We start from the raw sequence: 13,204 nt of genomic DNA, 5'->3' as shown, positions 1-13,204 counted from the left end.
TTTCGTAGAAAGGGATGAAAGTATGAATTTACAACTTGTTGAACAACTTGAAAAAGATTCAATATTAAATGTGCTACAATATGCCGTCGGTCCAAATGAAATAAGCTTAAAGAAAGCAGTATTACTTTATCAAAATAATAAAGGGACTTTGTACAAATATGAAGAAAAAGCTTGTATAGGTATAGAAGTAATCGGAGCAACTAAAGCACGAGTATGTCATATAGCAGTGGATCCAGATTATCGTCAAAAAGGAATTGCACTGCAAATGATTAAAGAGGTTGTAAGAATATATCAATTGACTTATATAGAAGCAGAGACAGACGATGGGGCGGTAGAATTTTATAAAAGAATTGGTTTTCGAGTTAAAAGTTTAGGAGAAAAATATAAGGAAATCGAAAGATTTCATTGTTATTTGGAAAAATAGTATAAAAATATGCATATGGAGTATAGTCTGAAAAAATAAGATCTACATTTTTCTTCATTTCAAAAAACTCTCGTTCATCATTATCTACGATTTTAATAGAGTTTTGAGTCTTCAGTATAATAATATACATATTTTTGTAGTAATGAATATGATTAAGTTAAAAATTAAGAAAAATATGATAATATATTTATATAAAAGTTTAAATTTACATGGCTAGTGGGGGAACCAATATGAAAATGAATGATATAGTAGCAAGTACAAAATTTCCAAATACAATCGAAACAATAACAAAAGATTTAAAAGCATTAGGAATCGAAAAAGGAATGACAATTATCGTTCATTCATCACTAAGTTCTATCGGATGGATATCTGGTGGTGCGGTTGCTGTAGTAGAAGCATTAATGAAAGTTGTTACGGAAGAAGGAACGATAATAATGCCAACGCAATCTTCGGATTTGTCTGATCCGAAACATTGGTCAAGACCACCTGTACCGGAAGACTGGTGGCAAATTATCCGAGATAACGTCCCTGCATTTGATTCACGTATAACCCCAACAAGGGGAATGGGTGAAATAGTTGAATGTTTTCGTACATATCCGAATGTAGTACGTAGTAATCATCCGTTAGGAAGTTTTGCTGCATGGGGAAAACATGCAGTAGAAATAACAATGAACCATTCATTATCAATGAGCTTTGGAGAAGAATCTCCATTAAGAAAAATATACGATTTAGACGGGTACGTATTATTAATTGGTGTTGGATATGATTCAAATACGTCTGTTCATTTATCCGAGGTGCGTACTGGTGCATGTGAGTTAATACAAGTAGGAGCACCTATTATAGAAAACGGTGAAAGAGTGTGGAAAGAGTTTGTTGAAATGGATTACGAATCTGAGAAGTTTGTAGAAATTGGTGTTGAGTTTGAGCGAAAAGGAACTGTAAAAAATGGGAAGATAGGGAATGCAACGTGTCGTCTAATGAAACAGCGTGATATAGTTGACTTTGGAACAGAATGGTTTCGTAAGAAAAATTAGTAAGGGATGGTTACAATGAAAGGGAAAAAGGTATTAATTACGAGCGGTGGTTGTCTAGAAAAATGGGATCAAGTACGCGGGCATACGAATATGGCTAAAGGTACAATCGGAAGGATAATCGCAGAAGAACTTCTAGCTAAAGGGGCACATGTTATATATTTACACGGTTATTTTGCGGAGAAACCGAGCGATGTACATAGAGGGTTAGAATTACATCCATTTGAAGGGATTGTTGATTTACAAGATAAAATGAAAAGTATCATCACACATGAAAAGGTTGATGCGGTTATTATGGCAGCGGCTGGATCAGATTGGATTGTGGAGAAGATCTGTGATCAAGATGGTAATGTTCTTAATATGAACGGAAAAATTTCAAGTGATATTGCACCGATTATTCACTTTCAAAAGGCTCCAAAAGTATTAAAACAAATAAAAGAATGGGACCCAGAAACAGTACTTATTGGTTTTAAACTTGAAAGTGATTTAAATGAAGAAGAACTGTTTGAAAGAGCGAAAAATAGAATGAAAGAAGCAAGGGCGAATGTAATGATTGCGAATTCACCACATTCTTTATATTCGCGCGGAGCTGTGCATTATGTAATTGGACAAGATGGTAAAGGGAAGTTGTGTAATGGGAAAGATGAAACAGCGAAAGAAATTGTCAAAAGCTTAGAGGTATTATGTAATCGTGTCACTGCTTTTTAAAATTAAGTTTTTAGATAAGAATGAATCCGCATAGTAATAAGTAAGCGAAACTTTAATTGGTGGGAATTTTACTTTTACACGAATGTGAAGCGTATATCAACCAAGAGCTATACACAGAATAATTGGTGAGGAGTGGATTCTATGGAACATTTATTAAAGCAAGCTATTAAACTTAGAAACGAAAAGAAATATGCGCAGTCTAAAGAGATGCTTATAGGATTAACAAACTTTACAAAGGATGCAGAAGTACTGTATCAGTGTGCGTGGATACATGATGTAATGGGGCTAGAAACAGAAGCAGTTCCGTATTATGAGCAGGCAATCGCAAATGGACTTGATGGCGAATCCCTTTGCGGTGCTTATATTGGTCTAGGAAGTACATATCGTTGTATAGGGGAATATGAAAAGGCAATTACAGTATTAGAAGCTGGGGTGAAAAAATTCCCAGAGAACGATCCGATGAAAGTATTTTTATCATTAGCAAAATATAACGTAAACGATCACGAGTCAGCGATGAAATTATTACTTGAAACTGTCGTGAAAGTAGAGGAAGTAAAAGAATTTGAACGTGCCATTTCATTTTATAAAGACCACTTAAATGAGGTTTTTAAATAAAGGAGTGAACGTATGAATGTTACACTATCGCGAAGGCGAAAAGGTATTTGGATTGGACTCGTCTCTTTAATTATGCTATCAAACTATTTATTGTATGCTCTTCCAATAGTACCAGCTGCGCCGAAAGAAGTTGTACTTGGGTCATTATTAGATTGCATGTTTGTCATTCCAATCATCACGTATTTCTTCATTATTCGAAAAAGGTACTCGTTAACGTATATAGTTCCTGTTGTAATAGCTGGTTATATTTTTGCAAGATTTATTATTCCAAGTGACTATTTACAAGATTTTTCATACGTTTCTTATATTATAGTTGCAGGAGAAATTGCTTTTGTATGTTTAGAGTTATTCCTTCTATATAAAATTGTTAGAAAGCTTCCTACCATAATAAAAAAATATAAAGAATATAAAAGTGAGTACTCTTCATTTTCTTATGCAATTGATGCTGCGTTTGACGCTACTATGAAAAGAAATAAATTAATAGATATCATTGTAACGGAGTGTAAGTTAATCTATTATGCATTTTTATCGTGGCGTGAAAAAGTACCAGAAGGTGAATACGTATACTCATATCACAAAAAGACTGGTGCAATAGGTGTATATATCATGATCATCCATGCGACCTTAATAGAAAGTATTGGTTTTCATTATTTGCTACACCAGTGGAATCCAGTAATAGCATGGATTTTACTTATTTTAAATGTATACGCGATGATTTATTTTATAGCTGAAATACAAGCGATGCGTAAAAATCCACTTATCGTAACAGAAGAACAAGTAATCATTCAAATTGGATTAGGAAAGAAAATTGTTATACCATTTACACAAATTGATAATATTGCGTTTTGCAAGGATGAATTGCTAACGGCAAAAGAAGGGAAACAGGTATTGGATGCAACTGTTATGGAGTTCATAAAAGAACCTGCTACTTTTGAAATAACATTAAAAGAGCCAGTGAAAGCACAGTTGTTATATGGATTTTCTAAAACAGTAAGTCGTGTGCACTTAAATGTTGATGAAGAACGAAAATTTTATGATGCGGTTAAGGAAAAGTTAAAACATGAGTAATAGTGCTGTTAGTTACATAAAAACAAATGAGTTTCCGTTAGAAGTGAAAAAATATGAAACATGGATAGTGAAAAACTCTTTCTAAATAAGAAGGAGTTTTTCTTGTGTACTTGTATAAATCATTATATAAAGAAGTATATAATTGAGGATAGAACTAGTATGAGGGGAAACAAAATAATGAATAAGTTACTTACATCGAAAAGTGAAATTATAGAAAGAAAAATCCGGTATAACTCAACAATAGTAGATCACAATTGTTTATTACTTGAAAAGCAATCACAAAGTATCGTTTTATTTCACGAGGTGCAGTATTCATTTACAATGACTGCAAAAGATACTAAGTTAACAATCCCAAAAGGAAGTTATACAATCGCATATTATTGGAAAGATCGTCCGTACAATTTATACGTATGGAGAGATATAAAAGGGAAGTATTTAGGTTCCTATTTTAATATCGTAAAAAACACACAAATAAAAGGAGAAGTGGTTTCCTTCGAAGATTTAATCATCGATATTATGGTACTTCCAAATGGAGAATACTTCCTATTAGATGAGGATGAATTACCAGAACCATTAGGAAATTTCGAAGGTGGTTATGTGAACGAAGCTCTTCATTTATTAACGGATACAATTAAAACGTTCTTTCCAAAAATAATAAAAGGGACTGCTGATATCTTTAAAAATAAATAATGTTCGCTAAAACCTAGTTGACTTATCGGAAATATTTGTATAATATGTACTTAATTCCATAACGTATTGCTGATTGGAGAAACCAAAGGCATTTTATCTGTTGATAAAATGCCTTTGGTTTTTTTATTGCACAAATACTGAATCTGTTCATTTATATGAATCATTTTAAGGAGGAGAAGAAATGACTGTTTCAATTGATGGGGTATCAAAATATTTTTTGAAACAAACTGGTACTGTTCAAGTATTAGAGAATATTAATTTTCAATTAGAGAAAGGGGATTTTGTTACAGTAATTGGTCCGAGTGGGTGCGGAAAAAGTACATTACTAAAAATTGTTGCAGGTCTAGATAATGATTTTGAAGGTGAAGTTATTATTGACGGGGAGCCTATCTTAAAAACGAGCAAGAAACAAGGTTTTATTTTTCAAGAGCATAGGCTTTTTCCATGGTTAACAGTTGAAGAAAATATAGCGGCAGATTTGTCGTTAAAAGATAAGTATGTGAAAGATAAGGTGAGAGAATGGGTTGAAATCGTTCGGTTAGATGGCTTTGAAAAATCGTATCCGAAAGAAATTTCAGGCGGGATGTCACAACGTGTTGCGATAGCGAGAGCGTTATTAAGAGATCCGAATGTATTATTACTTGATGAACCTTTTGGAGCGCTGGATGCTTTTACTCGAAGTCATTTACAAGAAGTATTGCTGAATATTTGGGAGCAGAAGAAAACAACAATGATATTCGTTACACATGATATAGACGAAGCGATATATCTTTCAAACCGAATTATCATTATGAGTGCAAAACCAGGGAAAATACATAAAGTGATTGAAAATAATTTGCCTTATCCGCGAAATAAAACTTCTCAATCGTTCCAACAACTTCGAACGAAAGTATTACAGCAGTTTGAATATGGAGGGTTGATTCAAACAAGTATATAGGAAAAGGGTGATTTTATATGTATAAAAAATTTAAAATTCTTTCTTTTGCTTTAGCTATATCAGTATTTTTATTAGGATGTGAAAAAAGTACAGTAAGTAGTAAGAAAGAAGATGTAACAATACAAATTGGTATACAGCAAGGATTAAGCCCGCTATTACTAGCAAAGAAAAAGGGATGGTTTGAAGAGGAGTTTAAAAAAGAAGGAGTTAAAGTGAAATGGACAGAGTTCCAAAGTGGACCTCCTTATTTTGAAGCAATCGCATCAAACCGGTTAGACTTTGGTGAAGTAGGGAATTCTCCAGTCATTTCAGCGCAAGCAGCAGGTATTGGATTTACCGAAATCGCCAATACAAGTTATGCGAGAAAAGGAACTGGAATTCTCGTTCAAAAAGATAGCAAGATTGCGAGTGTAAAAGATTTAAAAGGTAAAAAAATTGCAGTAGCAAAAGGAAGTAGTGCCTTTAATTTATTATATAGAGCGCTTGATAAAGAAGGTATTGATGCAAAAGATGTAAATGTCATTCAATTACAACCAGATGAAGCGCAGCCTGCATTCGAATCAGGATCAGTAGATGCATGGGCGATTTGGGACCCTTTCATATCATTACATACGTTAAATAAAGGTGCGAAGGTGATTGCAGACGGTGAAACATTAAATGTCTCTTCACCAGAATTTTTAATTACGAGGACAAAATTTGCGAAAGAACATCCAGAATTAGTTGAGAAATTCCTCAAAGTTTATGAGAAAGCACGTGTATGGCAAGAGGCTAACTTAGATGAAGCAATAAAAGTGTACACTTCTGTAAAAAAGATAGATGAAGAGATTGTAAAAGAAGTGTTTAATCACGACAAACCAATTTTAGTTCCGGTAACGAAGGAAATAATAGCAGAACAACAAAAGACAGCGGATTTTCAATATAAGCTCGGTTCTATAAAGAAAGAAATTAAGACGGAAAAAGTTGTAGATAATTCTTTCGTAGAAAAAGCATTGAAAGCGAAGTGAAAAGAGGTTTTGTAAAGTGGAAAATACGAAAGCTGTTATGAAACCAGCGAGTATAACGATTAAGAAAAATGGCATAAAGAAGGTACGAAAGTTAAATGTAAAAGTTTTAGTAAGGGCGATTACTATACCGGTTATTATATTAATAATTTGGCAGTTGGCTGGCGTATTCGGTCTTGTTTCTAAAACAGTTTTACCAACACCATTAGATATTTTTCTAGCTTTCCAAGAGCTTATTAAAACAGGAGAGTTATTCGGCCATTTAAGTATTAGTGTATTCAGGGCTGCGGCTGGTTTCTTTATTGGTGGGGGCTTAGGAATCATTTTAGGAACAATTGTTGGATTTTCAACGAGAAGTGAGCAATATTTAGACCCATCTGTGCAAATGTTAAGAACTGTACCTCATTTAGCTGTTGCGCCGCTTTTCGTATTATGGTTCGGTTTTGGTGAAACATCGAAAGTGCTATTAATTGCAGATGGTGCATTTTTTCCTTTATACGTAAACGCATTTTTAGGTATTAGAGGTGTGGATTCAAAGTTATTTGATGTTGCGAGAGTGTTAGAGTTTAGCAAAAGAAAACTAATTACGAAACTAATTTTACCATCTGCATTGCCTAACCTTTTACTAGGAGCAAGGTTATCGTTAGGTATTGCATGGGTGAGTTTAGTAGTAGCAGAACTTATGGGATCTACAGAAGGTATTGGTTATATGATTATGGATGCAAGGCAATTTTCAAATACAGATATCGTATTTGTCGGCATAATTATCTTTGCATTTGTTGGGAAGTTTTCTGACTCTCTAGTACGTTTATTAGAAGTGAAGTTTTTAAGATGGCGAGATAATTTTAAAGGTGAGACTAGGAATTAACATATAAATTATTAGGGGTAATTTATATAGAATTTGTTAGTATACGTTTCAAAATAAATAAGGGGTGTGTAAAGGTATGGAATTATTATGGTTTATTCCGGCTTATGGAGATGGTCGATATTTAGGAACGACAAAACGAGGAAGAGCAGCTGAATATGGTTATTATAAGCAAGTTGCTGCGGCAGCTGATTATTTAGGATATACGGGTGTTTTACTTCCAACTGGTCAAGGATGTGAAGACCCTTGGGTGTTAGCTTCAGCTCTTGCTGCTGAAACAGAAAAACTAAAATTTTTAGTAGCAGTGAGACCAGGACTAATGTCACCTACAGTTGCAGCGAGGATGGCATCTACATTTGATAGAATTTCAGATGGGAGACTACTTATTAATGTAGTAGCTGGAGGAGATCCAGTTGAACTACAAGGAGATGGATTATATCTTGAGCATGATGAAAGATATGAAGCAGCGGATGAATTTTTAAAAGTTTGGAAATCGACATTGCAAGGTGAAACGATCTCTTTAGAAGGAAAACATATTCAAGTTACAGATAGTAAAGTTGTATTCCCGCCAGTTCAAACACCATATCCTCCTATATATTTCGGAGGATCATCAGCTGCTGGAAAAGAAGTAGCAGCTGAACATAGTGATGTATATTTAACGTGGGGAGAGCCACCAGAGCAAGTGAAAGAGAAAATAGAAGAAGTAAGAAAACTTGCAGAAGAGAAGGGGCGTACAGTACGATTTGGCATTAGATTACACGTAATTGTAAGAGAAACAGAAGAAGAAGCGTGGGAAGAGGCAGAACGTTTAATTCAATATGTGGATAATGAAACAATTGAGCTTGCTCAAAAGACATTTGCAAGATATGATTCGGTTGGTCAAAAGAGGATGACACATTTAAATAAAGGTACGAGAGAGTCGTTAGAGATAAGCCCTAATTTATGGGCTGGAATCGGACTTGTAAGAGGTGGGGCAGGTACTGCACTTGTAGGCAATCCACATACAGTAGCAGAAAGGATAAAAGAATATGAATCGTTAGGAATTGATACGTTTGTTTTATCAGGATATCCGCATTTAGAAGAAGCGTATGAAGTGGCAGAATTGTTATTCCCATTATTGAAAAACGAGAAGAAAGAAGAAAATAAAATGGTTGGTGAAATGATTGCTGATGCATATGCATTAAAAAAATAGTGAGAAATAAAGTTTCACCTATTTATTGCTTTATTTTGTTTACTGCCTGTTAATACGGGATAAAAAACCCGCAAGTTATTCGCTTGCGGGTTTTCATCGTAAATTATTAGAAAATATGGTAAAATTAAAGGGTAACTTAAGGTGCGGTTGGTTGTTCAATTATCACTTCTCCGAGTAGGAGGGGGGTGATAATACGTGAGTGAAATAGCGTTGCTACTGCAAGGTGGACTGTTTCTCGTTGCATTGTTAACGTTCGTCGTCGTTTTAATAGACAAGCTCAAAAAATAACAACCCACCTATGCTTATAGAATGTGGGTTGTTTTGTTTGTAAGAAACAAATAGGATAAATGAACAATCCAATCTGCTAAGTTACGTGGACTAGTGTGTAGCCGCACATTAGTCTTTTTTATTTATATACAATTTATAATTGGTTTATGTGATTGTATTGTTCTTTTCATACTCATTATAACACAGTGTCTTTTCATCAAGAAAGGAGACCGTATGTTCTGGTTTCTGTTATATAGTAGGTGCTTTTTCTTTAAACAGCCCATCCATATACTGTTTTAAACTTTGGACATAAAATTTCTGCGTATTCACATTATTTACACCGACAATCGGCGATGGAAGGTCAAATCTTTTTTCTGATAAATGAACGACAACATCAAAGATGTCAAACAAACGAATGAAGCAAAACAGGCCGTCTTTATCGCTAAGTAAAATAAAGTAATGATTTTCACTACTTGTATTTAGCGTATTCCATAAAGAACTTTTGCTTAAATCACGTACAATGCTTTTTTCTTTTAGTTCCACGAAATCTGCATTGGAGAGAATGGTAGAAATATCAATTGCATCTTGATCTTCAAAGTAGCCGTCAACTGCTTGTACAGCGAATGTATAAGCCATTTTTAATACACTCATTTTATATTTACGGTTATCTAATAGTAATTCACGTTGAATAGAACTCGCTACTTTCGTTACACGTTCCTCTTTCCAAATTTCATTATGTAAGGAAATATCGTGCTTTTTACATAGTTTCATAATTAATGCATTAGAATAAAGAATCTCGTCGCTTACTTCGACAACATCAGTCTCAGCAGCCGCAAGTTCCTCACCGTGCTCATTCGTATAGAGTGGGGAATCAATTTGTCTTTTCATTTGTTCAATCTTAAATTGACTCAATTTATGCCTAATTAAAGGACGATCAATATTTGTTGTCATTTGTTCATGACAAGTATCACAAATTGAGTTTGTGAAATAATATCCACATAATATTTCTGGAATGACATATTGTTCACTAAGTTCTTTCGTATCTTTTCTGCAAATGATGCATTGTGTCATTTTTATCACCTTTACCTGCAAATTTGTATGTAATCTCATTGTAGTGTATTTATCGGTATTTTGGAATATTGTAAAGGAAAATATTATGTGAAATTCATACTTATTTTGGTACAATGAAGAGAAGTGCTAGTTTAAAGGAGGCCGTTTTTTTGAAATCAAAAGTGCACTTTTGGACATTAGAAGTGCTAATGGTTGTAGGAATCATATTTATTTGCACAAAAATATCATTTTTATTTCAACCGATTGGTATCTTCATATCAACATTATTTTTCCCAATCTTAATCGCGCTTTTTTTATACTTCATATTTAATCCTGTATTAATCTTTTTGGAGAATAAAAAAGTACCTAGAAATTTAGCGATATTACTGTTATATCTTTTTATCATAACATTAACTGCGGTTGGCGTTGGAGTAGTTGTTCCTACGATTTCACAACAGCTAATGGACTTAGTAAAAAATATGCCAGGCTACATAAAAGAGGGAAAAGTATACATACAAGAATTATCACATCATAGGTTGTTTGAATGGTTATCTACACAAAACTACGTTTCCATTGAAACAATTGAAAAAAATGCAATTGAATACTTAAAAGATATACCAAATACAATTACGTCGAGTGCAACGGCTTTATTTGGTATTATCACGAACGTTGCATTAGTTGTATTTACTGTACCGTTCATTTTATTTTACATGTTTAAAGATGGACATGCCTTTCCAGGAAAAGCGGTAAGTTTATTACCAGAGTCTTACCGTGAAGAGGGGCTTCGTATCATTAAGGAAACGAACGAAACATTATCTGCATATATTCAAGGACAAGCGCTCGTTTGTATATTTGTAGGTGCGTTTACATTTATCGGTTATTTAATTATCGATTTACCGTACGCTTTCGTTTTAGGAATTATTGCAGCATTTACAAACATCATTCCTAACTTAGGTCCATTTATTGGGGCAGCGCCAGCTGTTATTGTAGGACTGTTCGTATCTCCGATGCAAGCATTGTACGTAATTATTATCGTAACAATTGTACAACAGTTTGAAAGTAATATTATTTCACCACGTATTATGAGCTCGAAATTAAACATTCACCCATTAACAATTATTATCCTAATTTTAGGGGTAGGTAACTTTGCTGGAATCATCGGAATGATTTTAGCAGTACCAGTTTATGCAGTAACAAAAACAGTTGTTTCGAACTTAGTGAGATTGTTTAAGACGAAGAGAAGTAATCGGAAATAGTAAAACCTGAGAAAGATACACCGCTTTTTAAGTGGTGTATCTTTTGTTTATAAAAAATAATTAAAAGTGGGTTGATTTGATTTTATTATATATTTTTTATACATCAAATTCAGTGATGAACTTGTGTGATATAAGGCTCTATAAAACTATGTGGAATCCCTCTGAACTATCCAAATCATTTCCTTACAGCACGCTATCAACATCAAAATCGACTCCTTTCAATTCTATATAGTTAAACGATTAAAGGTGAGTGTAGTATTTGCTTCTACGATCTCGAATTTCATTAATAACTTGTTTATATTGTCTTTCTTGTTTTAATTCATTTTGAGATATTGTTTCTTTTTGAATCGTAATCGTTAAAAAGAAAAGGTGAAACTTCATATGTGAATTCCTCCTTTCGAATTGGAATTACAGATGACTACAGTAATGACTTTGTCTTTCTTTTACAGAATCCATAGCTTGATTAATTTGTCGTTCATGAAGCATTTCAGACTCAGAAAATTTATTTTTTTGAATGGTAATGGTTAAAAAGAATACTTTAAATTTCATTGGATAATTACCCCTTTATAAGTGATTTAGAAAAGACGAGTGTAATAAGAAGATTGGCGCTCTTTTACTTCGTCCATAATGTTTTGGATGTGTTGCTCACGTAAAATCTCTTTCTGTGAAAGCTTACGTTTTTGAATGGTGATTGTTAAAAAGAATGCTTTAAATTTCATGAATATATTACCCCTTTAAAATATATTTTTAATACATTTGAGTGTAGTATGAACTTTTAATGTCAGTTATTTTATCAGTCAGTTGTTTTAACTGTTGTTTACGAATGATTTCAGTTTCAGATAAAGTATTTTTTTGAAGCACAGTCGTAAAAAAGAAAATATGAAAAGTCATAAATGAATTCCTCCTTTCGAAAAGGAATTACAGGTGATCACAGTAAAGTGCTTGGCGCTCCTTAACATCATTCATAGCTTTTTCAATTTGCTCATTATGAAGAATTTCATCTTTGGAAATTGTATTTCTTTGAATCGTAATACTTAAAAACAATACGCTAATAGTCATTGAATGTTGCTCCTTTCTTAGAAAAATAATGTAAGAGACTAAAAAAACCGCGCAAAAAAACCACAGGAAGATACAGTTCTCCTATGGCGGGGCGTGAAAAAGCCACAGGAAAGTATACGACCTCCTGTGGCGAATTTATGAATTAAATGAAATAAAGTACGATTTTCAATTCTCCATTAGGGTGGTCGAATTCATATTTAATTGTCCAGAAAACACAGGTGCAGTTAACGCTAAAGTTAATGCATGTAATTGTAATTTCATCATTTCCTTCGACCTCCTTTTAGAATTTTTTTCTTACGTTAGTAAGTATATACAATTAATGGATAATTGTAAACATAAAAAATGAAAATTTTTAATTTTGATTAAAATGCGTATATTTAAAAAGGGATTTGAAAGTAAATATTGTAATTAACGAAATATCGATAAAAATGGGGGATGCTAAATGAAATATATGCATCATAACATAATCGTTATGCTAACAATTTTTTTATTCATTACGGCTTGTTCTAACGGAGAAAGAATAAAAGATATATATGATGTTAGGTCAGATGATTTTAAGAAATATACTGGGACATACGTTGGTAATAATTCAGATGTGGTTGCAATTATTAATCATTTATCCGGTGGTGGAACAGTTCAAAGTATAAGTTTAGAAAATGAAAATATAAAAGTGAACTATGGTGCAAAAGAGAGTGGAGCTCTTACAGAAGAAATGATTGAGACGTATTGGTTTGATGAGAAAGATACGATGAAGAAGAATTTTCTCTTTAATGCTACCTATCTAGTAATTTTAGTACCAAACGCAAAAGCTTATGAGTTTCAAATAGAAAATAAAAACTTTAAGATAACGAGGGAAGAAATGTTATCAATTTTGCATAGGGAATTCGATGATTTTCCAAAAGAAAAAGATATATGGGATAAAAATAAAGTTATAAAGTTCTTTAACGGCAATGAAGAAAAAATTAAAATGCTTGTGGAAGATAAAGATTTTCGGAAATCTTTATTTGCTAAATATCCAGTGAGCCAGTTGAAATAATGGAG

Annotated in this window: 19 protein-coding genes; 13 read left to right on the top strand and 6 right to left on the bottom strand. The window is 33.2% G+C overall.

Going from position 1 to position 13,204, the window contains the following annotated elements; translation table 11 throughout:
- The first annotated feature begins 22 nt into the window (after positions 1 to 22).
- The 11 genes from DOS87_RS15595 to DOS87_RS29885 all read left to right on the top strand — a co-directional run bounded on the left by DOS87_RS15595 (position 23) and on the right by DOS87_RS29885 (position 8,819).
- Positions 23 to 424 carry a GNAT family N-acetyltransferase gene (locus DOS87_RS15595; RefSeq protein ID WP_001053229.1) on the top strand — a complete coding sequence of 134 codons (402 nt, stop codon included), beginning with the start codon at positions 23 to 25 and terminating at the stop codon, positions 422 to 424.
- Between the two features lie 236 nt (positions 425 to 660).
- A complete protein-coding gene (locus tag DOS87_RS15590) occupies positions 661 to 1,458 on the top strand; it encodes an AAC(3) family N-acetyltransferase (protein WP_127726076.1) in 798 nt (265 codons plus the stop codon).
- A gap of 15 nt (positions 1,459 to 1,473) precedes the next feature.
- Positions 1,474 to 2,163, top strand: a complete 690-nt coding sequence (locus tag DOS87_RS15585; RefSeq protein WP_000676727.1) for a phosphopantothenoylcysteine decarboxylase domain-containing protein — start codon at positions 1,474 to 1,476, stop codon at positions 2,161 to 2,163.
- A 141-nt stretch (positions 2,164 to 2,304) separates the two neighbouring features.
- On the top strand, positions 2,305 to 2,778 hold the full coding sequence (locus DOS87_RS15580; RefSeq protein WP_000400637.1) for a tetratricopeptide repeat protein: 474 nt from the start codon (positions 2,305 to 2,307) through the stop codon (positions 2,776 to 2,778).
- Between the two features lie 12 nt (positions 2,779 to 2,790).
- Positions 2,791 to 3,846: a hypothetical protein gene (locus DOS87_RS15575; protein WP_097853373.1), complete on the top strand. Its 1,056-nt coding sequence runs from the start codon at positions 2,791 to 2,793 to the stop codon at positions 3,844 to 3,846.
- A 177-nt stretch (positions 3,847 to 4,023) separates the two neighbouring features.
- The gene (locus DOS87_RS15570) at positions 4,024 to 4,536 is read left to right on the top strand and encodes a ribonuclease FAU-1 family protein (RefSeq protein WP_071714209.1); all 513 of its coding nucleotides are present in this window, start codon (positions 4,024 to 4,026) and stop codon (positions 4,534 to 4,536) included.
- A gap of 181 nt (positions 4,537 to 4,717) precedes the next feature.
- On the top strand, positions 4,718 to 5,473 hold the full coding sequence (locus DOS87_RS15565; protein WP_000218578.1) for an ABC transporter ATP-binding protein: 756 nt from the start codon (positions 4,718 to 4,720) through the stop codon (positions 5,471 to 5,473).
- A gap of 17 nt (positions 5,474 to 5,490) precedes the next feature.
- Positions 5,491 to 6,477, top strand: coding sequence for an aliphatic sulfonate ABC transporter substrate-binding protein (locus DOS87_RS15560; RefSeq protein ID WP_000276915.1), 987 nt, complete (start codon positions 5,491 to 5,493; stop codon positions 6,475 to 6,477).
- A 16-nt stretch (positions 6,478 to 6,493) separates the two neighbouring features.
- Positions 6,494 to 7,342: an ABC transporter permease gene (locus DOS87_RS15555; RefSeq protein WP_208730013.1), complete on the top strand. Its 849-nt coding sequence runs from the start codon at positions 6,494 to 6,496 to the stop codon at positions 7,340 to 7,342.
- 76 nt (positions 7,343 to 7,418) lie between these two features.
- Positions 7,419 to 8,531, top strand: coding sequence for an FMNH2-dependent alkanesulfonate monooxygenase (gene ssuD, locus DOS87_RS15550; RefSeq protein WP_000422253.1), 1,113 nt, complete (start codon positions 7,419 to 7,421; stop codon positions 8,529 to 8,531).
- Positions 8,532 to 8,726: 195 nt separating this feature from the next.
- Positions 8,727 to 8,819, top strand: coding sequence for a putative holin-like toxin (locus DOS87_RS29885; protein WP_001289320.1), 93 nt, complete (start codon positions 8,727 to 8,729; stop codon positions 8,817 to 8,819).
- A gap of 228 nt (positions 8,820 to 9,047) precedes the next feature.
- Here DOS87_RS29885 and DOS87_RS15545 read toward each other — a convergent pair whose 3' ends face one another.
- Positions 9,048 to 9,869: an HNH endonuclease gene (locus tag DOS87_RS15545; protein WP_000189714.1), complete on the bottom strand. Its 822-nt coding sequence runs from the start codon at positions 9,867 to 9,869 to the stop codon at positions 9,048 to 9,050.
- 149 nt (positions 9,870 to 10,018) lie between these two features.
- Between DOS87_RS15545 and DOS87_RS15540 the strand changes: the two genes are divergently transcribed.
- Entirely contained in the window at positions 10,019 to 11,104 is a 1,086-nt protein-coding gene (locus DOS87_RS15540) for an AI-2E family transporter (RefSeq protein ID WP_000837892.1), read from the top strand.
- Positions 11,105 to 11,344: 240 nt separating this feature from the next.
- On the opposite strand, the gene DOS87_RS15535 is transcribed toward DOS87_RS15540, so the two are convergent.
- From DOS87_RS15535 to DOS87_RS15515, 5 genes are read right to left on the bottom strand one after another with little or no spacing between them, the layout of a single operon-like run.
- The gene (locus DOS87_RS15535) at positions 11,345 to 11,485 is read right to left on the bottom strand and encodes a YrzI family small protein (RefSeq protein ID WP_000668498.1); all 141 of its coding nucleotides are present in this window, start codon (positions 11,483 to 11,485) and stop codon (positions 11,345 to 11,347) included.
- A 27-nt stretch (positions 11,486 to 11,512) separates the two neighbouring features.
- Positions 11,513 to 11,653, bottom strand: a complete 141-nt coding sequence (locus DOS87_RS15530) for a YrzI family small protein (RefSeq protein WP_000669805.1) — start codon at positions 11,651 to 11,653, stop codon at positions 11,513 to 11,515.
- A 26-nt stretch (positions 11,654 to 11,679) separates the two neighbouring features.
- A complete protein-coding gene (locus DOS87_RS15525) occupies positions 11,680 to 11,823 on the bottom strand; it encodes a YrzI family small protein (protein ID WP_000668963.1) in 144 nt (47 codons plus the stop codon).
- Between the two features lie 28 nt (positions 11,824 to 11,851).
- Positions 11,852 to 11,995 (bottom strand): YrzI family small protein, encoded by a 144-nt coding sequence (locus DOS87_RS15520; protein ID WP_000142727.1) that lies wholly within the window; start codon positions 11,993 to 11,995, stop codon positions 11,852 to 11,854.
- A gap of 27 nt (positions 11,996 to 12,022) precedes the next feature.
- On the bottom strand, positions 12,023 to 12,163 hold the full coding sequence (locus tag DOS87_RS15515; protein ID WP_000156193.1) for a YrzI family small protein: 141 nt from the start codon (positions 12,161 to 12,163) through the stop codon (positions 12,023 to 12,025).
- A 442-nt stretch (positions 12,164 to 12,605) separates the two neighbouring features.
- On the opposite strand from DOS87_RS15515, the gene DOS87_RS15510 reads away from it, so the two are divergent.
- Positions 12,606 to 13,199: a DUF4825 domain-containing protein gene (locus DOS87_RS15510; RefSeq protein ID WP_000876530.1), complete on the top strand. Its 594-nt coding sequence runs from the start codon at positions 12,606 to 12,608 to the stop codon at positions 13,197 to 13,199.
- Positions 13,200 to 13,204 lie beyond the last annotated feature (5 nt).

This window comes from Bacillus sp. CR71 (assembly GCF_003429245.1).
Taxonomy (GTDB): Bacteria; Bacillota; Bacilli; order Bacillales; family Bacillaceae_G; genus Bacillus_A; species Bacillus_A thuringiensis_S.
Note: the sequence above shows the minus strand (reverse complement) of the source record. Positions and strands in the feature narration are given on the sequence as shown.